This is a genomic window from Pandoraea sp. LA3 (assembly GCF_022696215.1).
Classification (GTDB): Bacteria; Pseudomonadota; Gammaproteobacteria; order Burkholderiales; family Burkholderiaceae; genus Pandoraea; species Pandoraea capi.
This window is the reverse complement of sequence record NZ_PTPY01000036.1, coordinates 158,541-184,823: the sequence shown is the minus strand read 5'-3', so window position 1 is coordinate 184,823 and position 26,283 is coordinate 158,541. Positions and strand designations below refer to the sequence as shown.

General features: G+C 64.6%; 15 protein-coding genes. 6 read left to right on the top strand and 9 right to left on the bottom strand.

The features are described from left to right. Positions 1-46: 46 nt before the first annotated feature. The gene (locus tag C5N93_RS19325; protein WP_069341082.1) at positions 47-562 is read right to left on the bottom strand and encodes an FUSC family protein; all 516 of its coding nucleotides are present in this window, start codon (positions 560-562) and stop codon (positions 47-49) included. A 244-nt stretch (positions 563-806) separates the two neighbouring features. On the opposite strand from C5N93_RS19325, the gene C5N93_RS19320 reads away from it, so the two are divergent. The 4 genes from C5N93_RS19320 (at position 807) to C5N93_RS19305 (ending at position 11,287) form a co-directional block, all read left to right on the top strand. Next, positions 807-6,821 (top strand): MG2 domain-containing protein, encoded by a 6,015-nt coding sequence (locus C5N93_RS19320; RefSeq protein WP_242560534.1) that lies wholly within the window; start codon positions 807-809, stop codon positions 6,819-6,821. Between the two features lie 131 nt (positions 6,822-6,952). Next, entirely contained in the window at positions 6,953-7,672 is a 720-nt protein-coding gene (locus tag C5N93_RS19315) for a lysoplasmalogenase (RefSeq protein WP_242560533.1), read from the top strand. A gap of 172 nt (positions 7,673-7,844) precedes the next feature. Further along, the gene (gene pbpC, locus C5N93_RS19310; RefSeq protein WP_242560918.1) at positions 7,845-10,094 is read left to right on the top strand and encodes a penicillin-binding protein 1C; all 2,250 of its coding nucleotides are present in this window, start codon (positions 7,845-7,847) and stop codon (positions 10,092-10,094) included. A 221-nt stretch (positions 10,095-10,315) separates the two neighbouring features. Next, entirely contained in the window at positions 10,316-11,287 is a 972-nt protein-coding gene (locus C5N93_RS19305; RefSeq protein ID WP_242560532.1) for a delta(1)-pyrroline-2-carboxylate reductase family protein, read from the top strand. A 98-nt stretch (positions 11,288-11,385) separates the two neighbouring features. Here the strand turns inward: C5N93_RS19305 and C5N93_RS19300 are convergent, their stop codons facing one another. The 6 genes from C5N93_RS19300 to C5N93_RS19275 form a co-directional block, all read right to left on the bottom strand. Further along, the gene (locus C5N93_RS19300) at positions 11,386-12,243 is read right to left on the bottom strand and encodes a heme ABC transporter ATP-binding protein (protein ID WP_242560531.1); all 858 of its coding nucleotides are present in this window, start codon (positions 12,241-12,243) and stop codon (positions 11,386-11,388) included. A 73-nt stretch (positions 12,244-12,316) separates the two neighbouring features. Next, positions 12,317-13,333: an iron ABC transporter permease gene (locus C5N93_RS19295; protein WP_139133107.1), complete on the bottom strand. Its 1,017-nt coding sequence runs from the start codon at positions 13,331-13,333 to the stop codon at positions 12,317-12,319. 332 nt (positions 13,334-13,665) lie between these two features. Next, positions 13,666-14,601 carry an ABC transporter substrate-binding protein gene (locus C5N93_RS19290; protein ID WP_242560530.1) on the bottom strand — a complete coding sequence of 312 codons (936 nt, stop codon included), beginning with the start codon at positions 14,599-14,601 and terminating at the stop codon, positions 13,666-13,668. After that, the gene (locus C5N93_RS19285; RefSeq protein ID WP_242560529.1) at positions 14,598-15,707 is read right to left on the bottom strand and encodes a ChuX/HutX family heme-like substrate-binding protein; all 1,110 of its coding nucleotides are present in this window, start codon (positions 15,705-15,707) and stop codon (positions 14,598-14,600) included. The genes C5N93_RS19290 and C5N93_RS19285 overlap by 4 nt, the downstream gene beginning before the upstream one ends. A gap of 166 nt (positions 15,708-15,873) precedes the next feature. Next, positions 15,874-18,297 carry a TonB-dependent hemoglobin/transferrin/lactoferrin family receptor gene (locus C5N93_RS19280; RefSeq protein WP_242560528.1) on the bottom strand — a complete coding sequence of 808 codons (2,424 nt, stop codon included), beginning with the start codon at positions 18,295-18,297 and terminating at the stop codon, positions 15,874-15,876. Positions 18,298-18,731: 434 nt separating this feature from the next. Beyond that, entirely contained in the window at positions 18,732-19,193 is a 462-nt protein-coding gene (locus C5N93_RS19275) for an Lrp/AsnC family transcriptional regulator (protein WP_044457521.1), read from the bottom strand. A 249-nt stretch (positions 19,194-19,442) separates the two neighbouring features. On the opposite strand from C5N93_RS19275, the gene C5N93_RS19270 reads away from it, so the two are divergent. Further along, the gene (locus C5N93_RS19270) at positions 19,443-23,060 is read left to right on the top strand and encodes an indolepyruvate ferredoxin oxidoreductase family protein (RefSeq protein ID WP_242560527.1); all 3,618 of its coding nucleotides are present in this window, start codon (positions 19,443-19,445) and stop codon (positions 23,058-23,060) included. A 180-nt stretch (positions 23,061-23,240) separates the two neighbouring features. Further along, complete coding sequence (trpS, locus tag C5N93_RS19265) at positions 23,241-24,281, top strand: tryptophan--tRNA ligase (protein WP_242560526.1); 1,041 nt, start codon at positions 23,241-23,243, stop codon at positions 24,279-24,281. A gap of 144 nt (positions 24,282-24,425) precedes the next feature. On the opposite strand, the gene C5N93_RS19260 is transcribed toward trpS, so the two are convergent. Next, positions 24,426-24,836: a hypothetical protein gene (locus C5N93_RS19260; RefSeq protein WP_242560525.1), complete on the bottom strand. Its 411-nt coding sequence runs from the start codon at positions 24,834-24,836 to the stop codon at positions 24,426-24,428. Positions 24,837-24,904: 68 nt separating this feature from the next. Further along, on the bottom strand, positions 24,905-26,047 hold the full coding sequence (locus C5N93_RS19255) for a hypothetical protein (RefSeq protein WP_242560524.1): 1,143 nt from the start codon (positions 26,045-26,047) through the stop codon (positions 24,905-24,907). Between the last annotated feature and the right edge of the window lie 236 nt (positions 26,048-26,283).

The following is a 26,283-nucleotide window of genomic DNA, read 5'->3' as shown; positions in this document are numbered from 1 at the left end:
GCGCAGGCGGCACTCGCCGCCTCGCTTTTCGGGATACAGCGCAGCGTCAGTCCTCCGGCATCAGCAGGGGCTTCACGTAGCGTCCGTAAATCAGCGACTGAATGAGTGCGACGGTGGAGCCGACCAGCACTTCGATCACGCGCAGCATGGCGAGGCTCAGTTCTTCGTGCAGGCCTTGCCCCTGTCCGCTGAGCGCCGCCGACATCAGAATCACTACCGTGGCTGGTCCGAGCCGCCAGTTCGCCGGATAGTTCTGCACCAGCATCGCGGCCAGCGTGGCGATCGTGATTCCCACGAGCATCGCCGCCAGTCCCGGCCCCATCACCAGCAAGACGATACACGCCACGATCGCACCGGTAATCGTGTTGATCGAGCGCGCCTTGAAGTTGCTGCGCGCCTGTAACGGATCGGGCTCCGTCACGATGATGAGCGAGATCATCGCCCAGTAGGGTTCGGGAAAGCCTGCTGCACGCAGGCCAAACCAGACGATCAGCGAGCCGCTGAGAATCTTCACCAGATAGACCAGCGCGTTCTTCTTGGGATGGAGAAAGGCGACGGACATGTGTGACGCACGCGGCGAATACGGAAAGACGCCAGTGTGACATAGGCGGCTTTCGCAGCCACGATTGTCGCGACATCGATACGACGATTGAGACGAATTCCGAGAGGATCGATCAGACGTTTCCGAGCGAGGCGGGTATCCCATCCCAAATATCGAATTCCGCCCTGATTCTGTTGGGAAACGGTTCGAAATGCCAAGGACCGCAGGTTAGAATCGCCTCACCAGAACCCGGGAGGAGTCCGGCATGCATAGCCGAACGCAACGCGTCTGGCCGGCTGCGCCGTTGGCGTGGGCGGCGCTTTGTCTAGGATTGGTTACGGTGTCGCCGGCGCAGGCCGCGCGCATCGTGAGCGTCAGCCCGCAGGGTGAAGTTGCCAGCGTGAATCAGGTCGTCGTGAAGTTCGACGAAGCGATTGTGCCTGCCGGCGACCCTCGGGCGACAGCGCCTGCCACCGTCCGATGCTCGGACGCCACGCTCACGGGCGATGGCCACTGGCTCGAACCCAAGATCTGGGTCTATGACTTCAAAAACGCGCTGCCACCGGGGGCGAAATGCGCCGTCGAGATGCGTAGCGGTCTTTCCTCCGTGTCGGGTACGGCACTCTCCGGCACCACGAAATACGCATTCAATACCGGGGGGCCGGCCGTCTCGTCCATCCGCCCGTCGTACGGTCCCATCGACGAAAACCAGATATTCATTCTCACGCTCAACGGTGCGGCCGATCCGGCCAGCGTGCGTCAGAACGCATGGTGCGAGACCGAGGGGGTAGGCGAGCGCCTCGGCGTGAAGTGGATCGAAGGCGATACGCGTACGGCGCTGCTCAAGCGGTTCAATCTCGACAAGCAAGCGTCGCGCGTGGTGATGCTGCAATGCAATCGCACGCTCGCGGCGGGTGCGAAGATGCATCTGGTCTGGGGCGCCGGGATTGCGACGCCGTCGGGCGTTGCGACCCGGCAGGCACGCCGTTTCGAATATGAGGTTCGCGAGCCGTTCACCGCGAGCTTCAGTTGCGAGCGTGAAAACGCCAATGCGCCGTGCACGCCGTTGCGTCCGCTGCGTCTGTCGTTCAGTTCGCCGGTCGCGCGCGACATGGTGACCAAGATCCGCCTGCAAGGCGCAGGCGCGGAGCGTTCGCCCAAGCTTGACGATTCGGACCGTTCGTCCAGCGTGAGCGGCATCACCTTCGAGGCGCCGTTTCCGGAGAAGGCCGAGCTGACGATTTCGTTGCCGAAGGGCTTCGTGGATGACAGCGGCCGCGCGCTCGATAACGCGAGTGAATTCCCGTTGAAGACCAGGACGGCGACGATGCCGCCGCTGGCCAAATTTGCGGCGGCGCCCTTTGGCATCGTGGAGCGATTTGCCGAGCCGGGCATGCCGCCGATGCTGCCTGTCACGCTACGTAAGGTCGAGCCGGCACTACAGATCAATGGACTGGGCGTGGCGGGCGAGGGTGCGAATGGACGGACGCTGCAACTGCGGGTGGACGATGACGCCGACGTCATGACGTGGATGTCGCGCGTAAGACGCTTCGACGAGACCACGATGACGCGCAAGCAGATCGCGCAGGAGATGCCGTCGATCCTGAGCGCGCCTGCGGCAAGGGAGACCTTCGGGCCTAACGCGGCGGCCATCGTCGAAGACAAGATCACGCGTTATGACACGCGAAGCCTGTCGCTGCTCTCCGGCTTGCCTGGGGTTCAGGCGCTGACGTTGCCGGTGCCCAAAGAGAAGGATCCGCGCCCGTTCGAGGTCGTCGGCATTCCGTTCCAGAAGCCGGGGTTCTATGTCGTGGAGCTGGCGTCGCAATCCCTGGGGGCGGCGCTGCTAGGCAAGTCGTTGCCGATGTATGTGCGTACCACGGTGCTCGTTACGAACCTCGGTGTGCACTTCAAGATGGGGCGTGAGAACGCCGTGGCGTGGGTCACTACGCTCGACAAGGGCCAACCTGTCGCCAATGCCAAGGTGCGCGTGCTCGATTGCGACGGCAGCGAAGTAGCGTCGGCCGTGACCGACAAAACGGGCGTGGCGAAAATCGACAAGGCGCTCGAACGTTATCGCTATTGCCAGAAGACGGGGCGCTCCGGGTATTTCGTCGTCGCCCGCACGCAGGGGAACGATCCGGACATGGCGTTCGTGTCGTCCGACTGGGATCGCGGTATCGAGCCCTGGCGCTTCCATGTGCCGACCGATGGTGGCACCACCCCGACGATTCGTGCGCAGACCGTGTTTGACCGCATGCTGTTCCGCGTAGGCGAGACGGTATCGATGAAACACTTCATCCGTCAGGAAACGATGCAGGGGCTGGCGCTGCCGGTGAGCCTGCCGTCACAACTGACGATTACCCACCAAGGGTCAGGGCAGACGTACACGCAGCCCATCACGTGGCGCAACGGTCGGCTGGCAGAGAACACTTTCCAGATTCCACAAGGCGCGAAGCTCGGCGAGTATGCCGTCACGCTGGACTACACGGACAGCGATTCGCGTCCGAAGACCTATCCGCAATCGCTGGATGCCGGGCATTTCCGTGTCGAGGCTTTCCGTTTGCCGGTGCTGGCGGGTTCCATCGGCGTGCGCGACGCGGCCAAGTCACCGCTCATCAACAAGACGGAAGCGCCGGTGAACGTGCAGGTGAATTACGTGGCGGGCGGACCGGCCGGTAATCTGCCGGTTCGTGTCTCGGCGCTCATGCGAGTACGTGACCTGACGTTCGATGGCTATGACGATTTCAGTTTCACGCCCTATCGTCCGCCTTCGGCGCAGTCGGGGGCTGACGACGACGATCAGGGCAATGACGAAAGCTCAGGTTCCAGCGATCAGAAGCTGGTGGCTGACAAGCAGCGACTGGTCCTCGACCGCAACGGTGCCGGCACGCTGACGCTCAAGGATTTGCCGAAGGTGGATCGTCCGAGCGATCTGGTGCTAGAGGCCAGCTTCGCCGACCCTAACGGGGAGATTCAGACGCTTCGCGGGAATGCCACGCTGTGGCCGGCCAATCTGATCACGGGCGTACGCAGCGAAAGCTGGGTGTCGGTGACCAACAAGCTGCCGGTCAAGGCGCTGGCGCTCGATCTGCAAGGCAAGCCGAAGTCTGGCGTGGCGATGGAAGTGCGCGCCGAAGCCCGCATCACGACCAGTAGCCGTAAGCGCATGGTGGGCGGGTTCTACGCTTACGACAACCGCACGGAGGTCAAGGATCTCGGTAAGGTCTGTAGCGGCAAGACGGATGATCGCGGCCAGTTGTCGTGCGATGTCTCGTTGTCACAGCCCGGAGAAATCACGCTGATCGCGCAGGCGAAGGACGAGAAGGGCAATCTGACCACGTCCACGACGGGCGTGTGGGTAACGGGCCGCGGCGAAGTCTGGTTCGGCGGTGACAACACCGACCGCATGGACGTCCTGCCGGAGCGTCGTGCCTATGAGCCGGGCGAGACGGCCAGGTTGCAGGTGCGCATGCCGTTCCGTTCGGCCACCGCGCTGGTTGCCATTGAACGTGAAGGCGTGATGGAGACGCGCACGATGGAAATCTCGGGGAAGGATCCGAACATTTCCCTCAAGGTCGATCCGACGTGGGGCCCCAACGTTTACGTCTCCGTGCTGGCAGTGCGTGGCCGTATTCACGAGGTGCCCTGGTATTCCTTCTTCCAATGGGGCTGGAAGCAGCCGCTGGAGTGGTTCCGCGCCTTCTGGTACGAGGGCCGTGAGTATCAGGCGCCGACAGGCCTCGTGGATCTGGGCAAGCCCGCCTACCGCTTCGGTCTGGCCGAGTTGCGCGTGGGAACGGCGGGACAGCGTCTGACCGTGGACGTAAAACCCGATGCGCCGACGTACCCGGTACGCGGTCACGCCAAGGTGCGCATCAAGGTCACCCAGCCCGACGGCAAGCCGGTCGCCGCCGGCTCCGAAGTCGCGGTCGCCGCCGTGGACGAGGCGCTGCTGGAACTGGCGCCGAACACCAGCTGGAATCTGCTCGACGCCATGTGGCAGCGCCGCAGCTACAGCGTGACGACGGCCACCGCGCAAATGGAGATCATCGGCCGTCGACATTACGGTCGTAAAGCCGTGCCCGCTGGCGGTGGCGGCGGCAAGAGTCCGACGCGCGAACTGTTCGATACCTTGTTGTTGTGGCAGCCACGCGTGGTGCTCGACGACAAGGGCGAGGCCACGGTCGATGTGCCGCTCAACGATTCGCTGTCGAGCTTCCGCATCGTAGCGGTGGCCGATGATGGCAAACCGGGCACGCAGGCGCTTGGCTGGTTCGGCACCGGCTCCGCCACCATTCGCTCCACGCAGGATCTGCAATTGATCTCGGGATTGCCGCCGCTAGTGCGTGAGGGCGACAACTACCGCGCGCAGTTCACGGTGCGCAATACGACGCAGCACGCCATGCAGGTGCAGTTGACGGCTCGGGCGACACAGTTGACGTTGGCACCGCAGCGTGTCGATGTGCCGGCGGGCGAATCGCGAGAGGTGACGTGGGAGGTCACTGCGCCGACCGGGCTGGCCGACACGCGCGCACAGCGGGTGCTGTGGGAGGTGAGTGCGCAGGCACCCGCCGCCGCCGGCGCACCTGCGGCCAGTGACGCGATCAAGGTGGGGCAGGACATTCAACCCTCATTGCCCGCGAGTGTGCAGCAGTCGGTGCTGATGCAGGTCGAAGGCAGTCTGACGCTACCGATGGCGCCGCCCGCCGGGGCGGTTACCGACAGCACGGGCAAGCTGCGTGGTGGCGTTCGCATCAACATGCAGCCGCGTCTGTCGCAAGGGTTGCCGGGCGTGAAACGCTGGTTCGAGCTGTATCCGTATGCCTGTCTGGAACAGCAGGCGTCCAAGGCGCTCGGATTGCGTGACATTGCCCAGTGGAAGCGGGTGATGGGCACGTTGCCGTCGTATCTCGACGAAGACGGCCTCGCGAGCTATTTCCCGCCACAGGAAGGCTTCGCGAATCAGGGCAGCGACACGCTGACCGCCTATCTGCTGGCGATGAGCAACGAAGCGAAGGCGCTCGATCCCTCGTATGCGCTGCCGGACGACGCGCTCGCCCGCATGGAAGACGGTCTGACGGCGTTCGTGGAAGGGCGCCTCACGCGACGCTTCTGGGCGCCCCGGGACGACCTGACGCTGCGCAAGCTCAGCGCGATCGAGGCGCTGTCTCGCTACGGCCGCGCCAATGCGCGCATGCTCGGCTCGCTCACTATCGCGCCGAACGACTGGCCGACGTCTGCGGTGATCGATTGGTACGCGATTCTGCAACGTCTGCCCGACGCGCCGCAGCGGGCCGAACGCATGGCACAGGCCGAGCAGATCCTTCGGGCGCGTCTGTCTTACCAGGGCACGCGCGTCGGCTTCTCGACCCAAGGCACCGACGGTCTCTGGTGGCTCATGGTCGGCCCTGAGACGAACGCCGCGCGACTCGCATTGCTGATGAACGCGAATCCGGCATGGAAGGACGAGATGCCGCGTCTGGTGATCGGCCTGCTGGGTCTGCAATCGCGCGGTGCGTGGTCGACGACGACCGCCAACGTCTGGGGCGGTCTCGCGGTGGATCGCTTCTCGGCACGGTTCGAGCGCGATACGCCCACGGGTCAGACGTCGATCCAGTGGCAGCGCGACAACCAGACCAGCGGTGGCGTGCAAAGCGTTGACTGGGACAAGCTCAAGGCGGGCACGGTGCCGCCACCGGTGTCGTTGCCGTGGCTCACGAATGCCGCCGCCGGGGCGGACAACGGGCGCGACGTGCTGCGTCTGGAGCAAACCGGTGCGGGTAAGCCTTGGGCGACGATCCAGAGTCTGGCCGCTGTGCCGCTCAAGGCGCCGTTCGCCGCCGGCTATCGTGTGACGCGCAGCGTTCAGGTGCAGGACGCCGCCGATCGCTCGGGCGACAGCTTCGTGCGCGGTGCGGTGTTGCGGGTGCGGCTCGATATCGATGCGCAGGCAGATATGCGCTGGGTCGTGGTGAGCGACCCGCTGCCGGGCGGCGCGACTGTGCTGGGCGGCGGACTGGGACGCGATTCGGTGATCGCGACGCAGGGCGAGAAGAGCGAAGGGGCGATGCCGGCGTTCGAGGAGCGCGCGCAGGACGCTTACCGCGCGTACTACGACTATCTGCCGAAGGGCCAGCATCGGATCGAGTACACCGTGCGTCTGAATAACGTGGGCAAGTTCGCGACGCCGCCCACGCGTGTCGAAGCGATGTACGAACCTGCGATGTATGGCGAAACCCCGAACGCGCCGGTGCAGGTCGTGCCCGCGAAGCCGTGATGCGTGATGAGATGCACGGCGCAATTGACCCGACGAGCCGAGGCACTGAGGCATTGAGGAAGCGATGACATGGACGACGAACGTGGATAGTGGCGAGATGACGAGCGCAGACGATCGGGAGAGGGACTGACATGACGTCGAACTTCTTTGCGCCGGCGGCGGCGCTGCCGCGCGAGGCACGCCGCTTCTGGTGGCTTGCCGCCATCGCGGGCACGGCCTATGCCCTCGCACTGCGAGGGGCTCCGTACGCGGATCAGGCCGTGGCGAAGGCGTTGCTGTGCGCGTTGCTGCTGTTCGCCGCGATGTACCACCAGGACCGGCGTGAACGTGTCTGGTTGTGGGCGGCGCTGATCTTCTCGGGCGCGGGTGATGTGCTGCTCGCGATACCGGCACTGGAACAGGGCTTCGTGATGGGGCTCGGCGCGTTCCTGCTGGCGCATCTCGCCTACTTCGCCTTGTTCTGGCGCGTGCGTCGTCCGTGGGCGCAGGTGCCTGCGTGGCATCGAATCGCCATCGTCGTCGTGTGGATCGCGGCGGCACTGTCGTATGCGATGTACTGGCCGGGCATGGGCGAGTTGAAAGCGCCGGTCGCGTGTTACGTCATCGTGCTGGCGATGATGGCGTCGGCGGCGCTGCTGGCCAATCTGCGCGGAGAGTGGGCAGCCGTCGGTGCGCTGCTCTTCACCGTTTCTGACGCCCTTATCGGTACCACACGATTCGTCGGCACGATTCCCGCGCAGGAGTACGCCATCTGGATTCTGTACGCGCTCGCACAATTACTACTCGTCGCGGGGATCATGGCCGTGCGCACATCGGGCGTGCCACGCGCGCCGCAGGAAGCTTCGCAGTGAAATGGTCATGAACGATCGGCAACGGATGAGGCGGATGGGCGCAGTAGACCGGGAGCGCGGGGAGGTCGTGCAGAGCGACGTCAGTGACGTTCGTGACGTTGGCGATGTTCGTCGTCGGCACCCTGTACGTTTCGCCTTTCATACGGTGCTGAGCGTCGTGCTGTCGCTCGGCATGCTGGTGACGCCCGCACCCGCACAAGCCGTACCGTCGTTCGACGAGGTGCGTCAGGACTGGCGCGCGTCGGACTGGATTCTGCTGGATCGTCGTGGCGAACCGTTGCAGCGGCTGCGTGCGGACATGCAGGCGCAGCGGGGCGATTGGGTGACGCTTGCCGACGTATCGCCCGCGTTTCGCGAGGCATTGATCGTCTCCGAAGACAAACGCTTTTACGAGCACAGCGGCGTCGACTGGCGAGGCGTGGCCGCCGCTGCATGGGGCAATCTCTGGCACTCGCGAACGCGCGGTGCCTCTACGCTGACGATGCAACTGGCGGGATTGCTCGACGACGATCTGCGCCCGAGTGTGCGCAATCGCTCCGTCACACAGAAGATCGGTCAGGCGGCCACGGCCGTGTGGCTGGAGCGGCGCTGGCGCAAGGACCAGATTCTCGAAGCGTATCTGAACCTCGTGCCGTTCCGTGGCGAGCTGGTCGGTATTTCCGCGGTCTCGCAGACACTCTTCGGCAAACTTCCCGTCGGACTGGATGCCCGTGAGGCCGCCCTGGCTGTTGCGTTGCTGCGCGCGCCGAATGCGTCGGCGGCACGCGTCTCGCAGCGGGCGTGCGGCATTCTGAAGGAGATGGGACAGGCCGCCGATTGCAACGGGCTGGAAGGTTACACGCAGTTGGTGTTTTCGCGTCCGGCCAGCGTGATGAGGACGCGCGACGCCGTCGATCTCGCGCCGCATCTTGCGCGTCGCGTATTCAGCGCAAGTCGTCCGCCAGCGGGCACGCGGATCGTCAGCACGCTGGACGCGAACCTTCAGCGCGTCGCGGTGAGCACGCTTCAGCAGACATTGCGCGAGTTGAGCACGCCGGGACGCTCGCGCAACGTGCAGGACGGTGCGATCGTGGTGATCGATAACGCCAGCGGCGACATTCTGGCGTGGGTCGGCTCATCGGGCGCGGCGTTGTCGTCTGCGGCGCAGGTGGACGGGGTGACGTCGCTGCGTCAGGCAGGCTCGACGCTCAAGCCCTTCCTGTACGCACAGGCGATTGCCGAGCAACGTCTTACGGCAGCATCTTTGCTGGACGATTCGCCCATCGACTTGCCGACGGGCGGTGGTCTGTACATTCCGCAGAACTACGACCGTCACTTCAAGGGATGGGTGAGTGCGCGCACGGCGTTGGGCTCATCGCTGAACGTGCCTGCCGTGCGAACGCTCGTGATGGTCACGCCGCGCCGGTTTGCACAGACGCTCGTCTCGCTGGGTCTGCCACTCACGCAAAGCGGCGATTACTACGGCTTCAGTCTGGCGCTCGGCAGCGCCGACGTCACGTTGCTTACGCTGACGAATGCTTATCGCGCGCTGGCCAATGGCGGTACGGCGAGCGGCACGAATGAGCTGATGCCTGAGCGGATGAATGAGCGGATGAATGGGCATGCGACGTCGACCTCCCGCTCACCTGCCGATGACGGCCAGTCCACGGGGAAAAGTCGCGCCGGGAATACCGCACGCACCGTGGTCTTCTCCCCGCAGGTGAGCTTCATCGTGTCGGACATGATCGCGGACCGTCAGGCGAGAACGCGCACGTTCGGGCTCGACAGTCCGCTCTCCACGCGCTACTGGACGGCGGTGAAGACCGGCACGAGCAAGGATATGCGCGATAACTGGGCCGTGGGGTATTCGCGTCGCTATACCGTCGGGGTGTGGGTCGGCAATGCGGATGGTGCGCCGATGTGGGATGTCTCGGGCGTGTCCGGCGCAGCGCCGATCTGGCATCGGGTGATGGACTATCTGCATCGCCGCACGGCGAGTCTGCCGCCGGCCCCGCCGCCGGGCGTCGAGCATGTCGCAGTGCAGTATGCCGAGCATGTCGAACCCGGGCGTGAAGAGTGGTTCCTGCCGGGCACGTCGCAGCCAACGATTGCGCTGTCTGCGCTCGCGACGAAGGCGCCCAGCGGCCCGCTCTGGCGCATTGCCGGGCCGACTGACGGCACCATCGTCGCGCTCGATCCGGATATTCCGCCAGCGAACCAGCGATTGTGGTTCCAGGTCGCCGCGGCGTGGCCCAAAGGGGCGGCCTGGCGGCTCGACGGCAAGCCGCTCTCGGGCACCTCGCGTGTCGGCTGGTTGCCGTGGCCGGGGCGGCATACGCTCGAACTCGTCGACGCTACCGGCACCGTTCGCGACAGCGTGCGCTTCGAGGTACGCGGTGCGACCGTCAACGACGACAAACGCATGCGCAATGCGAGCCGCTGAGCGCATGTGCGCGATGTTGCGGGCGACCTCATAAGCAAATTCCGTCGTTGCGTGTGGACGCCATGACACGAATTGTCACGATTAAATTTTGATGTGGCAGACGCGTTCTCACGATGCGCGCTACACTGAATTCAGACTTGGCAAAAAGCGTGACGCGATGTGACGACGACGAGTGAAAGCTCTGCCGCCGGTGGCGCACGCCCTGAAGCGGAGACATATCGATGATCACGCTGGATGCGCAGCAAACTGCGCAGCTGTTGCCCTATCCCCAGTTGGCCGATGGCATCGAGGCCATGCTCATGGAGATGCGCTCGGGCACGGCCCGCGCGCCCGAGCGTCTGCATTTTCCCCTGACCGAACCCGAACGCGGCCGCCGAGGTGGCGTGCTGCTCGTCATGCCCGCCGTCAATCGCGATGTGGCGATGACCAAACACATCACCGTGCATCCCGAAAACTGTCGTGCCGGAAAGCCGTCGATCATCGGCGAGGTGATGGTGTTCGATCCGCGCACGGGCGAGCGTCTGATGTTGCTCGACGGGCCGACCGTCACGGGCCGCCGCACGGCGGCCGTCACGCTGTTCGCTGCGCGCAAATTCGCGCCGAGGCCGAAGGGGCCGGTGCTGATCGTCGGTGCGGGCGTGCAGGCGAAGGCGCATCTTGAAGCGTTTGCTGCGGGCATGGGCACGCGGCACTTCATGATCTATTCGCGCAGTCCGGAGCGTGCGCATGCGCTGGCGGACCATGCCGCTACGCTCGGTGTCGAGGCGAGCGTCGTCGATGCCATCGAGCCGGTACTCAGTACGGTGAGCATCGTGATTACGGCCACAACCAGCAGCGAGCCGGTGCTGCCCGACGCCGACGTGATGCGCTGGCGCGACGACATCTTCGTGGCCGGCGTGGGCGCGATTCGTCCCGACATGCGCGAGTTGCCGCCACAGTTGTGCCGCGACGCCGCCGTGCGCGGCACGCTGGTGGTCGATACGTGGGAGGTCAAGCACGAAGCCGGTGATTTGCTGCACGCGGCGATCGACTGGGGACGCGCGGCGCCGCTGATGGACGCGATCATCACCCCCGACCGGTTCCGTTCGAGCGGCCCCGTGCTCTTCAAGAGCGTCGGTTATGCGCTGTGGGATCTCGCCGCCGTGTTGTGTGCGCGCGCGAACGTGGCGAAGGATGGCATTCCGTCGGTTTGATGCCGATGCGTTCGGCGCGGTCCCGCTTGATCTGTCGTGATCCGCCGAATGCCACTGACTTATGCCGACCTGAACTGACTAAACTGACCCGAGCTAACTTACGCGGGCAATGCGAACGGCACGCCCGCCGACGCGCCGGTCATGGCGGCATGACCCGGCAGGCTCTGCGGCGTGATCACGTGCACGGGAAGTCCGAGCGTCGTCTCGATGAGATCGGCGCGCATCACCTCCCGAGGCGTGCCGGTGGCGAGTATGCGTCCGTCGGCGAGCAGTGCCATACGGTCGGCATGACGCGCTGCAAGATTCACGTCGTGCACGATCGCCATCGCGCCGAATCCCCAGGACTTCGCCAGTTCTCGCGTGAGTGAGAGCAGGTGATGTTGATGAGCGAGGTCGAGCGCGGCGGTTGGTTCGTCGAGCAGGAGATAACGCGGTACGGACGGCGCCGTTGCATTGTCGTCCGGCCAGAGTTGCGCCAGCACTCGCGCGAATTGCACCCGCGCCCATTCACCGCCCGAAAGCGTCATCACGTCGCGATGCATCAGCGACAGTGCGCCAGCCTGCTCCAGCGCGAGCATGGCGATTTCCTCGTCGCTCCTGCGCTGAATTCCCGACTTTCCCGACTTCGCTTTCGGAAACGGCAGCCGTCCCATCGTGACGATTTCGAGTGCGCTGAACGGGAACGACAACTGCGCTGTTTGCGGCAGCACGGCACGCAGTCGTGCGAGCGCCGACGTGGTGTATTGCGACAGCAACGCGCCGTTAAGCGTGATCGCGCCGCTCATGTGTGTGCGCGGCGGCAACGGTTCGCCGGCGAGTGCCTTGAGCAACGTGCTCTTGCCCGCACCGTTGCGCCCGAGCAGCACGAGCAACTCGCCGGGACGGATGTCGAGCGACAGGCCGTCGAGCACGGGGGATTCGGTGTGGGCGATCGTCAGGTCGTAGGCGCTGAGCATGGGGAGGTCCGGGTGTCGTCGATGGACGGAGCTGAGTGAGGTCGTATATCGTATGGGAAGGCCGGGCGAGTCGTTACAACCCGAACTGTCCGCGACGTCGCCACAACAGCATGAGGAAGAACGGCGCGCCGAGCAGTGCCGTCAGAATGCCCAGCGGCAATTCAGCGGGCGCGACCCAGGTGCGCGCGACGAGATCGGCGAGCAGCGTGAGAATCGCGCCGAAGAGCGCCGCGGCCGGGAGCACGGCGCGCGGGTCGGGCCCGACGACCAGACGCACGATGTGCGGCGCGATCAGCCCGATGAACCCGATCATGCCGCTCGACGCCACCAATGCGCCCACACACAGCGCGCAGGCCACCATCACGCGTCGCTTGACCGACTGCACGGCAACGCCCAGGTGCAGCGCCTCGGCTTCACCGAGCAACAGCGCATTGAGCGAACGGCACTGCGAGGCGAGTGCGACGATGCCCAGCGCGACGGGCCAGACGATCACCGCCAGCATCGACCACTGTGCGCCGCCGAGACTGCCGAGCGTCCAGAAGGTGAGGGTACGCAACTGCGTATCGTTGGCCAGATAGGTGAGCAACCCGATGGCCGCGCCGGAGACCGCATTGATCGCGATACCGGCGAGCAGCAGCAACGGCAGGGCGAGACGCCCGCGTCCGGCAGCAAGACGGTAGACGAGAGCCGTGACACCCAGCGCACCGACAAACGCAGCCACCGGCAACATCCACAAGCCGAGCGACGCAGCGAGCGCCGCCGGCAGGAGCACGCCGCCGAGCACGATGACGCCCGCCGCGCCCAGCGCTGCGCCACTCGCCACACCGATCAGACCGGGATCGGCGAGCGGATTGCGAAAGAGCGCCTGCAATGCCGCCCCGGCCGCGCCGAACCCTGCACCGACGAGTATGCCGAGCACGATGCGCGGCAAACGGATCTGCAACATCACGTTGCGCGCCTGATCCTGCACGAAGTCACCCGTCGCCCCCCGGAACAGCGCGGCGATGGCCTCGCCGGGCGCGATGCGATAAGCGCCGCCGCACAAGGCGGCGAGTACGGCTGCCGCGAGCAATGCGACGAGCACCGTCATCACGATCCATCGTGGCGGACGCCGGCGTGCGGCGCCCCTGTCGCGAACCCGATCGCGCGAACGATCTTCGAGACGACCCGGCGAACTGGCCGGCGAGCTGGAAGGATGGGATGACGTGGCGAGAGAAGACGAAACCGCGTTCGACGTTGTCGTCCGGTCGTGACTGGACGACAAAGGCTTCGGAATCGGAGGAGCGGCTGACATGGCGTCGTTCACTGGCGAATGGCTGGTTTTCAGGAGGATCGGCAGGGCGGCAGGGAGGGAATGTCACGAGGGGTGCCCGCGCAACATTCGTCGTCCCTGCACGCGCCTTTGCAGGCCTTCACACGCTGTTATGCGGCGTGCACACGTTTGGCCAGATCGGCGACGGCCTGCGGCAGACGTGGGCCGAAACCGAGCAAGTACAGCGCGTCGAAACTGACGACGCGCCGGGCACGTCCCGCGGGCGTGTTCGCCAGCCCCGGCTGTGTGAGCAACGACGCGCTCGGATCGGCGGCAGACGGCCCCGTCGTGGTCGTGAGCAGCACGTCCGGCTGTGCAGCCACGGCAGCCTCTGCGGTGAGCGGCCGGTAACCGTTGAAGCCCCGCAGGGCGTTCTCGGCACCGGCGTACGCGAGCATGGCGTCGGCGGCCGTGTCCTGCCCCGCCACCATCACCTGATTGCCGGTGTGACCGAGGATGAACAGCACGCGCGGACGTCGCGCGATGCCATACGTTTCCTCCACCGTGCCGCGCGCTTGCATCCACTCTGACATGAAGCGCGCCGCCACACGTGCGCCGTCGTCGCCCATCTTCAGCGCGTTGGCGACGCCGCGAATGTTGTCGCGCACGAGTTCCGCCGTGTAGCCGTGCCTGAAATGCTGCACCGGCACACCGGCCGCCTCGATTTGCGTCAGCACGTTCGGCGGGCCGGCTTCCGCACCGGCAAGCAGCAGATCCGGATGCAACGACAGCACGCCTTCGGCGGACAACGTGCGCAGATAGCCGATCTTCGGCAGCTTGGCAGCCGCTTCGGGATAGAGGCTCGTGAGGTCGTTGGCGATCACACGATTCTGCGCGCCGAGCGCGTAGACGATTTCCGTCAGTGCGCCACCAGCGACGATCACGCGCTTGGGGGCGTCTTTGGCGACCGCTGCCGTTGCCGCGTGGACCAGTGAGGTCGGCCACAGTGCACCGAGCCACGCGCTCGTCGCGAGCGTGGCGCCACCGGTCAGCAAGGCGCGGCGCGATACCCGCGAACCGCCGCGCGCGTCGAAAGAGGTTTTCACGCCGAGGCCTCCGCAACACCTTGCGAGCCTTCCACGCGAACCAGCGCGGCGCGCCAGTCTTCGCGCTCGGCCTGACCCGGCTTGCGCTCGCCGAAGAACATGGCGATGACCATGCCCGAGGCGTCGAGCAATTCGAGCGACGAAACGATGCCGTCGGCGGTCGGCTTGCGCACGATCCATGCGGTATCCACGAGGTCTTCACGCAGATGCAGGTTGAAGCCCGCATCGAGAACGTTGACCCACGGGCCCATCACCTTGATGTTCTGCACCGGGCCGGTGTGGATCTGGATCATGCCCGCGTTGCCGACGAACACCATGATCGGCAGCCCGGTGCCGGCCGCGTCGTCGAGCAGGGCGCGCACCGAGGTGGCCGCCACGCGTCTGGCATGGCCTTCCGGCGCGAGGCGCAGCGCTTGCGAGCGCGAGACACCGTGGCGCTTGAGCATGTCGAAGAACTGGTGCGTGTCCGTCATCGCGAGCCAGTCGCGCTGGAAGGCGGCGGCGTCGATATCGCCGTCGGGCGTTTCGGTCTTGGGTGCATCGGCGGCTACGACGTGCTGGCCCGGCGTCTGATCGTCAGCACGGAAACGGGCCACGAGGGCCTCGAAGGCGGCCACGTCGCTGTGATCGCGCAGGAACATCTTGTGCACGGCGGTGCCGGATTTGTCGAAGAATTGCAGCGAGCGGCGCGGGCCGTTTTCCGCCGGCGTCTCGACGGCATAGCCGTACGCCCACTGGTGATAGAAGATGCGCAGGTCGAGGTCTTTGCCCAGACCCAGACCGATGGTGCCCTGGTGCGAGAGCTTCTCGTACTGACCGTCCTTCTCGTGCACGGCGGCATTGTTGCGCGTGAGCGCCATGACGCGCCCGAGCGCGGGCAGCGCTTCGACGATCTCGACGAATTCGGGACGCAGGCGCACGACATGCTCACCGACGAAGGCCGCGACGGTCTCACCTTCGGACACGCCGAGGGCAGCAGCAGCGTCGCGATCGCGCAGGTTCTGTTCGGTCTTCACACGTTGGAATTCGCTGCGCAGACGGGTGACGTCGGCGAGCGCGGGGAATGCCGGGCGGGCGGAGGAGGTGGCGTTTTGAGCGGTCATCATGGCAATTCCTTGAAAGCGTGTTGGCTGGCGTTGATTGACAGTGGCTAGCAGGCGCCGGCGGGCAAACAAACAGCGTGAGCACTTCGATAGCAGGGCGACATCAGTGCAAAGGCAGAGCTTGATGTCGCATGCGCGCCGGCGCGGTTCCGATAATCGATCCTCGGGATCAGTACTGAAGCTTCAGGCTCACAGCCACGCTGCGGCCCGGTGCCGAATAGGCGTCCTTGACGGTCGAGTTATCGGCGAGGTTGCGAACGTCCGACCAGTTCCAGTACTTGCGGTCGAACACGTTGTAAATACCGGCATAGATCGTCGCGTTCTTGTTGATGTGGTACCCGCCCGAGAGGTCGAGCACGATCGACGACGGCGGTGCCCAGCAGTTCTGGTTCTGCTGCGTGCCTGCCGTACAGGACTTGGCGATCTGGCTTTGCGATTTGGCTGCCTGGAACATCAGGTCGGCCTGTGCGAACCACGTGCTGTTCGGCTCGTACCGCACCCCCACGACCATCGAGAACGGGTTGATGGTGTTGAGCGGCTGGCTCGCGGCGCCGTCGTCTTCGGTCGTGCCGTGCGTGTAGGCCATGGCGGTGCGCAGGGTGATGCCTCCCTTGAGGGCCCATGCGGCACGGCCTTCCCAACCTTGAATGTTGGCGCGGCTGAAGTTCACGTACTGGAAGATGAGCGGATCGCCCGGACGCCCGGAGCCGCTGATGTTCTGCTGCGAGATGAAGTTGCGGTACTTGCCCGCGAACACGGCGGTGCTGTAAGTGACGGGGCCGAGCGTGGTCGCCAGACGGCCACGCAGACCCAGCTCGACGGTATCGCTCGTCTCCGGCTTCAGGTTCGGGTTCGCGATCGACATGTAGCCGAAGATCGGGTTCGAGAAGCCGTTGTTGACCTGATCGGGCGTCGGCGTGCGGAAGCCGCGTGCGTACTGGACATACGGAATCAGCGACGGGGCGATCTCGTACATGATCGCCAGACGCGGCGAGAACGCGGAGTCGTTCGACGACGTGGGCTGCACCAGCTTGCCCGAGCTCGTCTGCGAGACGTACAGCGGATCGTTTTGCTTCGGCGACAGCCAGTAGGCGTCGTAACGAATACCCGGCGTGACCGTGAGCGCGCCATAGCGCATCTCGTCTTGCAGGAACGCGCCGAACAGCGTGTAGTCGGTGTCCGGGAATGCCTTGTTCGGGAACGACTCACCCACGCCCGGCACGGTGCCGTTGCGATAGCTGGTCACGTAGGCGAGGCTCGCGTCGGTGCCGTACACGAGCTTGTGCGCGAGCGGGCCCGTCTCGAAGTTGCTTTCTGCCTGCAACGAGCCGCCGACGGTGCGCTCCTTGTACGTGTTGTCGCGCGTACGGTCGCCCGCAGTGCGCTTCTCGTACGAGTACTGGCTGTTCTTGGCGTCCTGGAAATAGAGTAGGGCGTGCGCGTTCTGGATGTACGACTGCGACGCATCGGCGAAGTCGTAGTCGAGACTCACGCGGTTGCGTTCGAGCCGGTCGCTCGTGTGCAGGCCGAGCGTGGTGGGCGGTGCGACGGCGGACAGCACGTCCGAATCGGTGCGGCGGCGCACATTTTCTGCCGTGAGCTTGAACGTCGAGAACGGTGTCGCCTTGAAGACGAGCGTGCCGAGCACCGAGTTGCCGTTGGTGTCCTGCGGGTTCGCCGTCGTGCGCGCGGTGCTCGCGGAATCGTTGGTGCCCTTGCCGTCGAGTTCGTGGCCCTTGTTGCCGTCGACGATCAACATGCCCTGCCACTGCTCGCCGCCCCACGCGGCTTGCGCCGTCGTGCCGAAGCTGCGGTCCATCGAGTTGTAGTACGGACGCAGCGAGAAGTAGGTCGACTTGCCGAACACGTCGAGCAGGTCCTGCGGATCCTTGGTGAGGAAGTTGACCACGCCGGTAAGCCCGTCGCTGCCGTACAGCGACGATGCCGGGCCGCGCAGGATTTCGATGCGGCGCAGCAGGTCCATGCTCATGTAGTCGCCACGGCCGGCTTCGAGCGGGCCGAACGAGTAGGACGAGGGCAGGCGGATGCCGTCTTCGAAGAGCGCGACGCGGTTGCCTTCCAGACCCCGCACGTTGATGCTCGAATTGCCGTCGCGACCACCGCCGGCGGCGGCCGACGCCGGGCGATACGGCGCGCGACGCACGGTCACGCCGGGCTCGTAGCGTAGCGCTTCCTTGATGTCCTGCGCCTGCTGTTCTTCGAGATCCTGATCGGTGATGACCGAAATGGACGCCGGTGTGCGTTCCGCTTCGGTCGGCGTACGGGTTGCCGTCACGTTCACCTCGCGCAAATTGGCTTCGGCGAGTTGCAGCGGAGCGCCGGGCGATGTTTGCGCGAGGTGAAGGGTCTGGACGGACTGGCCGGGCCTGGCGGGTTGCGCCGAGCCGTCGGCCGGCGCCTGTTGCGCGAAAGCGGCAGGCAGCCAGAACGCGGCAAACACCGCGCCGGCGAGCGGATGCAGACGCCGACGTGGCTCGGACGCACGCTGGCGTCGCGAGGCTCCGATTCGTTGCGCCTCGAAGGCGATCGAATCGGTCGTGCCCGAATCCCCGATCTCCCGACGCGTAGACATGACAAAGGCGCGGCCCCCGCCGCTCGACGACTGCTTCACTGCTGGCTCCCAGTGCAAAAAACCCCGTTGCTGGCTGGCAAGCGCTCGTGGCAATCGGCGTGTCGGCAGCGTCTCTCGACGCTTCACTACACGCTGGCAGGCGCGGCTGGCGAAAAATCTTGCGCCACCGTGCCGTCGTGATTCGGCCTTGGGACGAAGAGCGTTGATTCGTTGGTTAAATGAGAATCATTTGCATTTTTAGCGAAGATTCTCTGCTCCGTCAAGTGAAAATGTGGCGTGTTGTCAACATATGGGAACCGATCGTAAGGAACTGCGACATGATCGGTACACGTTGAAGGCAGGGGCTGCGCAGGCCGGGATCCCTGCACGTCAGGCGGGCGCGGCACGGTGGCCCATCAGAGTCGTCAGACCCCATGTCACAGCCACAACTGACGTCAGATCGGCAGGCTCGTATCGAACTTGATTTCCCGCAGCACGACGCTCGTTTTGACGTTCGATACCGCGGGCAGCCGGAAGATGTGTTCGTGCAAGAACGCGTCGTAGGCCTTGATGTCCGGCGCCACGATCTTGAGGATGTAGTCCGCTTCGCCGGTCGTGCTGTAGCACTCGGTGACTTCAGGGCACGAGCGAATCTCGCGCTCGAACTGCTCGGTGCCGCCTTCCGTATGGCGCGTGAGCTGCACGTGCGCCAGCGCACACACGTGCAGGCCGAGCTTTTCGCGGTCGAGCAGCACCGTGTAGCGCTGGATCACGCCGCTTTGCTCCATGTCCTTGATGCGGCGCCAGCAAGGTGTCGCGGACAGGCCGACGTTTTCAGACAGTTCCTGCGCCGAGCGGCGTGAATCGATCTGCAACAGACGCAGAATCTGGCGGGCGAAGTTGTCGAGTAATTCCATTTTCCAAAACCGCCTTTTGCGAAATAAACGCTTCTTATTGTGCGCCAGATGGAGTGAAATAGTAAAAATCTTTCTCCTGCCTCCCCATACACTGCTTCCATAACCGACGTCGATCCGAGCCGTACCTGCGCCTATCCATGCATTGCGCGCTGACGTCGAAACGAACAGAACAAACGCCCCCGAAGCAGTGCCGGCCAGTCGATTCCAGGAAGACGCGACAGGCCGGTGCGGGGGATCAGGAGATACCCGATGAATGCCCCCATGCGCGCCGCGCTCGCGACGCCGACGGCCAACCCCCTGGCCCATCCCGACTACCAGCTCTCCGACGCCCTGACGGCGCGCAGCGGTCAGATCTTTCTGACCGGCACGCAGGCGCTCGTTCGCATCCTGCTCATGCAGCACCAGCTGGACGCCGCGCGTGGCCTGAACACCGCCGGCTTCATCAGCGGGTATCGGGGTTCGCCGCTGGGCGGTGTGGACCAGCAGTTGTGGAAGGCGAAGAAACTGCTCGACGCAGCCAGCGTCAAGTTCCTGCCGGCCATCAACGAGGAACTGGGCGGCACGGCCGTGATGGGCACGCAACGCGTGGAAGCCGACCCGGAGCGCACCGTCGAAGGTGTATTCGGCATGTGGTACGGCAAGGGCCCGGGCGTGGACCGCGCGGGCGACGCGCTCAAGCACGGCAACGCCTACGGTGCGTCGCGTCACGGCGGCGTGCTCGTGGTGGCGGGTGACGATCACGGCTGCGTGTCGTCGTCGATGCCGCATCAGAGCGACTTCACGATGATGTCGTGGAGCATGCCGGTGCTCAATCCGGCGGACATCGGCGAATTGGTCGAATTCGGTCTCTACGGCTATGCACTGTCGCGTTTTTCCGGCGCATGGGCGGGTCTCAAGGCCATCTCCGAGACGGTCGAGTCGCGCGGTACCGTCGACCTCGACAAGATCCGCACCGACTGGACCGAGCCGCTCGACTACGTCGCTCCGGCGGGCGGTCTGCACAACCGCTGGCCCGACCTGCCGAGCCTGGCGCTCGAAGCGCGCCTGGCGGACAAGCTCGACGCCGTGCGCGCCTTCTCGCGCGTGAACAGCATCGACAAGTGGATTGCGCCGTCGCCCGAGGCCGACATCGGCATCGTGACGTGCGGCAAGGCGCACCTCGACCTGATGGAGACGCTGCGTCGTCTGGACATCACCGTCGACGATCTCGCAGCGGCCGGCGTGCGCATCTACAAGGTGGGTCTGTCGTTCCCGCTGGACATGTCGCGTCTGGACACCTTCGTTGCCGGGCTGAAGGAAATTCTCGTGATCGAGGAGAAGGGCCCGGTCGTCGAGCAGCAGATCAAGCAGTACCTCTACAACCGCACCTCGGGCACGCGTCCGGTCGTGCTTGGCAAGACCGATGCCGAAGGCCGCGCGCTGCTCTCCGCGCTGGGCGAGTTGCGTCCGTCGCGCGTGTTGCCGGTGTTCGCCGAGTGGCTCGCGAAACATCGTCCGGCACTGGATCGCCGTGAGCGCGTGGTCGATCTCGTGGCGCACGAGATTCTGTCGAATGCGGCCGACGGCGTGCGTCGCGTGCCGTACTTCTGCTCGGGCTGTCCGCACAACACGTCGACGAAGGTGCCTGAAGGCTCCATCGCGCAGGCGGGGATCGGTTGTCACTTCATGGCGTCATGGATGGATCGCGACACGACCGGCCTGATTCAGATGGGCGGCGAGGGCGTGGACTGGGCGGCGCATTCGCACTTCACGAAGCGCCCGCACGTCTTCCAGAATCTGGGGGACGGCACGTACTTCCACTCGGGGTTGCTGGCGATTCGTCAGGCGGTCGCGTCGAAGGCGAACATCACCTACAAGATCCTCTACAACGATGCGGTGGCGATGACCGGCGGCCAGCCGGTCGACGGCTCGATTTCGGTGCCGCAGATCGCGCGTCAGGTCGAAGCCGAGGGCATCGCCAAGCTCGTGGTCGTGAGCGACGAGCCGGAGAAGTACGTCGGTCATGAAGGGCAGTTCCCGAAGGGCACGACCTTTCATCACCGCAGCGAACTCGACGCCGTGCAGCGCGAACTGCGCGACATTCCCGGCGCGACCGTGCTCATCTACGATCAGACGTGCGCGGCTGAGAAGCGTCGTCGTCGCAAGAAAAACGAATTCCCGAATCCGGACCGCCGTCTGTTCATCAACGAAGCCGTTTGCGAAGGCTGCGGCGATTGCGGCGTGGCGTCGAACTGCCTGTCGGTCGAGCCGGTCGAGACCGCGATGGGACGCAAGCGTCGCATCGACCAATCGTCGTGCAACAAGGACTTCTCCTGCGTGAACGGCTTCTGCCCGAGCTTCGTTTCGGTCAAGGGCGCGCAGTTGAAGAAGGCGCTGGCGGCGGCATTCGATCAGGCGGCATTCGAGGGACGTCTGAACGCGCTGCCGGAACCGGTCGCGCTCGCGGGCGACGCGCCGTTCGACATCATGGTCACGGGCGTGGGCGGTACGGGCGTCGTGACGATCGGTGCGCTCATCACGATGGCGGCGCACCTGGAGGGCAAGAGCGCGTCGGTGCTCGACTTCATGGGCTTCGCACAGAAGGGGGGCGCGGTGCTGTCGTTCGTGCGGTTCGCGAACACGCCGCAGGCGCTCAATCAGGTGCGTATCGATACGCAGCAGGCCGACGTGCTGCTCGCCTGCGACATGGTCGTGGGCGCGAGTGCGGACGCGTTGCAGACGGTGCGTCGCGACCGCACGCGTGTGGTCGTCAATACGCACGCAATTCCGAACGCGACGTTCGTGCAGAACCCCGATGCGAATCTGCATGCCGGCGAGCTGCTGGAGAAGATGCGTCACGCGGCGGGCAACGACAAGCTCGACGCCTGCGATGCACAGGCGCTCGCCCAGCGTTTCCTCGGCGACACGATGGGCTCGAACATCATCATGCTCGGCTACGCGTGGCAACTCGGCCTGGTGCCGGTCTCGCTGCAAGCGCTGCAACGCGCCATCGAACTGAACAACGTGGCGGTGCCGATGAACCACCTGGCGTTGGCCATCGGCCGTCTGGCGGCGGGCGATCCCGCTGCGCTGACGGAAACCACGGCCAAGGCCGCGCATGCGCCGATGCACGCCCCCGTCGCAGACGACATGACGTTCGACGCGCTCGTCGCCCATCGCGTGGACTTGCTCACGCAGTATCAGAGCGCGGCGTACGCGTCGCAATTCACGGCCTTCGTGAAGCGCGTGGCCGAGGCGGAGACGCGTGTGGCTGGTGCGCCGGGACGTCTGTCGCGCGCGGTGGCGCAGCAGCTCTCGCGTCTGATGGCGTACAAGGACGAGTACGAAGTGGCGCGTCTCTATGCGCAAACGGCGTTCACCGACGCATTGGGCGAAACGTTCGAAGGCAAGCCGGGCAGCGACTTTCGTCTCGAGTTCCACATGGCGCCGCCGCTCATCGCGCGCGGCAAGGATGGTGGCGTACCGAAGAAGGTGACGATCGGGCCGTGGCTGTGGCCGGTGCTGCGCGGTATGGCGAAGCTGCGGGGTCTGCGTGGCGGTGCGCTCGACGTCTTCGGTTACACGCTGGAGCGCCGTATGGAGCGGCAGTTGATCGCGGACTACCGCACGACGCTGGAACGTGCGCTGGGCGGTCTGTCGGCCGACACGCTGGCGGATGCGATCGCGCTGGCCGAAGCGCCGGCGAAGATTCGCGGCTACGGTCACGTGAAGCTGGCGAATCTGGCGATGGTCAAGCGTGTGGAAGCGACGATTGCCGGGCGTCTGGGCATCACCGCCGCCACGGGCGACGCCGTCGAACAGGCGCTCGCGCACGCCCGCAGCAACGGCAAATCGCTCAAGGGCATTCCGGTCGTGACGTCGCGCTGAGCTTTCGCCGCAAACGTCGGCAATCCGCACGGGGGCTTCGGCCCCCGTTTTTCATGGCGCGGCGTGTCATGTGCGGCTCATGCGCGACGCGGGAACGGCATGAAGCGGGAGGGTTTCTGCACCGTCATCGGGCCGACGCGCTACCATTCGGGGTAGTGACGCTTGATTACGGAGAGGAAAATGAGTGTTTCGAAGGCGCCTGCGGATCGCAAGGTGATCCTCACGGGTGACCGTCCGACGGGCCCGCTGCATCTGGGCCATTACGTCGGTAGTCTGAAGAACCGTGTTGCATATCAGCACGAGTACAAGCAATTCATCCTGGTCGCCGACGCACAGGCGCTGACCGATAACACCGACGACGAAGGCAAAGGCCGCGACAAGGTGCATCGTAACGTCTCTGAGGTCGCGCTCGACTATCTGGCCGTCGGCATCGACCCGGATGTCACGACCATCTGCGTGCAGACGTGGCTGCCCGAACTGACCGAACTCACGTTCTATTACCTGAATCTGGTTACCGTGGCGCGTCTGGAGCGTAATCCGACCGTCAAGCAGGAAATCAGCCTGCGTAACTTCGAGCGCGACATTCCGGCCGGTTTTCTCACGTACCCCGTGAGCCAGGCGGCCGACATCACTGCTTTTCGCGCCACGCTCGTGCCCGTCGGCGAAGACCAGTTGCCGATGATCGAGCAGACCAATGAAATCGTGCGCCGTCTGAATCGCATGGCGAACCGCGAGATCCTGACCGAAGCGAAGGCCCTCGTGCCGCCGATCGGACGTCTGCCGGGCATCGACGGCAAGGCCAAGATGAGCAAGTCGCTCGGCAACGTCATCAACATTTCCTCCACGCCCGACGAAATCCGCGCCGCCGTGAAGAAGTGCTACACCGACCCGCTGCACCTGAAGGTCGAAGACCCCGGACACCTGGAAGGTAACGTCGCGTTCGCCTATCTCGACGCGTTCGACGAAGACAAGGAAGGCCTGCAAGCGCTCAAGGATCACTATGTGCGCGGCGGGCTGGCCGACTCGAAGGTGAAGGCGCGTCTGGAAGAGCGCTTGCAGGAAATGCTGCGTCCGATGCGCGAGCGTCGCGAGGAGTACGCAAAGAACCCGGACTACGTGTGGGACATGCTGCGCGCGGGCACCGAACGCGCTCGCGAAACGGTCTCGCAAACGCTGGACGACGTGCGTTCAGTGTTCGTCACGCCGGGTTGGAAGAAGTAGGACGAAGTCGCTGCCATGGCGTAAGCCTGCGATGGCACAGGCGATAACGTCATCAGCCATTCGCGCCTCGATGTGATTTGCCTCCTGACGGATCGGAACGTTCCCCGATACGCAGGGGGCAATGCTTTTTTTGGGGGCGTCGATTCAGTGGGCCGCAGGGCTCTTCTTCGCGGTATCGTGCGCGCCATTGCTGTCACGCAGGATTTTTCGCATCGCGCTTGCGCGAAGACCTGGCGGTTGCGGCGAAAGTGGCGAGGACGGTGCGGACTGTGAGGCGCAGGCAGGCGCGTCGGAACTCTCGGATTTCCCTGATGGCTCGCAGCTCACCATGTCCCCTATGAAGTCCTTGCACTTTTCCAGCGTTGGAGAGGTGGGGGGCGATTCCTTCGGGTTGTCCAGCGCGCGCATCAATGCAGCCTGTTCGGCTTTTAATTGGCGCACCTTCTCAAGCGCTTGCGTCAACCTCATGTTCAGATGCATGGCCTTCGCGCGCGTGGCGTAGCCCATCCCTGCCGGCTGGGCATAGTGGAACGGTGATTCGGGTATCTTTGGCATGACGGTCAGAGTCCTGTAAAAAGTTTCGAGATGAGAGATTCGACGACCGATACCTTTTGGGGGCGCGCTCATTTGTGCCGGGGTCGCTGGCTGCGGGTATCGACTTTTTGCGCCATCTCGTCCTGCATGTCGCCCAGCGTGTCGATTTCGTCGCTCAACGCCTCGATCTTGCCGGTGATTTCGGTCGTCTCCTTATCGGTTTCAAAGAGCTGTCTGGCGTTGATCTGCTGATTGAGCGTCTGATACAGATTGCGCACCTTGGTAATGCAGTTCGTGAGGTCGGTCCAGCCTCGATTGCGCGGGTAGCCCACGACGTTGAAGATGCTGTGCGTCGTGCTGAGAATGCCGATGAGCGCGGCGGAAAACTTCAGCCCCAGGCCGAGTCCGAGTACGGCCGGAAGCAGCGGAGGGAGCATGACCGACGCGACACCGAGCGCAACCGTCAGCACACAGAGGATGACGAGAACGGAAATCTTCGTTTTCCAGTACCGGCGGTCTCGCGGCATGGCCGCCGTGGCTCGTGTAAGCGCTCCATTGACGAGCAAAGTTGTGCTGTTCAGCAATTTTCCGACTTTCGCAAAGGCCTGTGCGACGACGCGCCGGTTTTTGAGAATTGCCACAGGAGACATCGGAACGCCGCGCTCGACCTCCTTGTGTTGTGTCTCCGCGCATTGCGCGGCTGCCAGCGCCGTGCGCATCAATTTGATGGTCTTGTCGATGTGACCCAGTGCGGTATGTGCCGCAAGCGCGTAAGGGGTCAATGCATCGACCGACGTCACCGATTTTTGCGAGCCGACGGATCGCCACGTCCCCCAGGGCAACTGGCGCGAGCGGTAGATCTTCCGTATAGCGGTGTCGAAGTTCGCGATCAACGTGTCGATGCTGAGGATGTCGGTGGCGTTCTCGCGTAACGCGGTATCGACTTGCGCAGCGAGGTCGTTGATCGGGCCGAAGGATTCCGGCAACGACGTATCGCTGATATCGACACTCAGTGCCGCTCCCATGGATCGCCACGTTGTCGCCATCTCACCCAGTTCGTTCAGGATGGACTTGCGAAGCCCCTCCAGCGACGCGGCATCGCTACCGTCCTCCAGAGGTGTCACGTCTTGCTGCCTGACTTTCACGGCGTGCCAGTCGCTCAACGCAGGGGCGATGTCGAACCGCGAAGTGATGCGGCGTTCGGGGAAAAGGACTAGCGAAGCGATCGTCATGGCGAGCACCCTGTTTTCAGCCTCTATGAGGCGAGACTAGTCCTCTCGGTGTGTGTGTCGCTTTTACATTTTGCGCACGCTGCGTAGAGTCGATTCCCATGGGGATGGCGCAAAAAAAAGCCACGATGTGCATGGCATCGTGGCGTTTTTTCATCGTCCGACAGATCTGTCGCGCTTCGCGATAACCGTGGCCTTACCGCGAGGTGAGTGCGGCGTTATTGCGACGCGATCGCGAT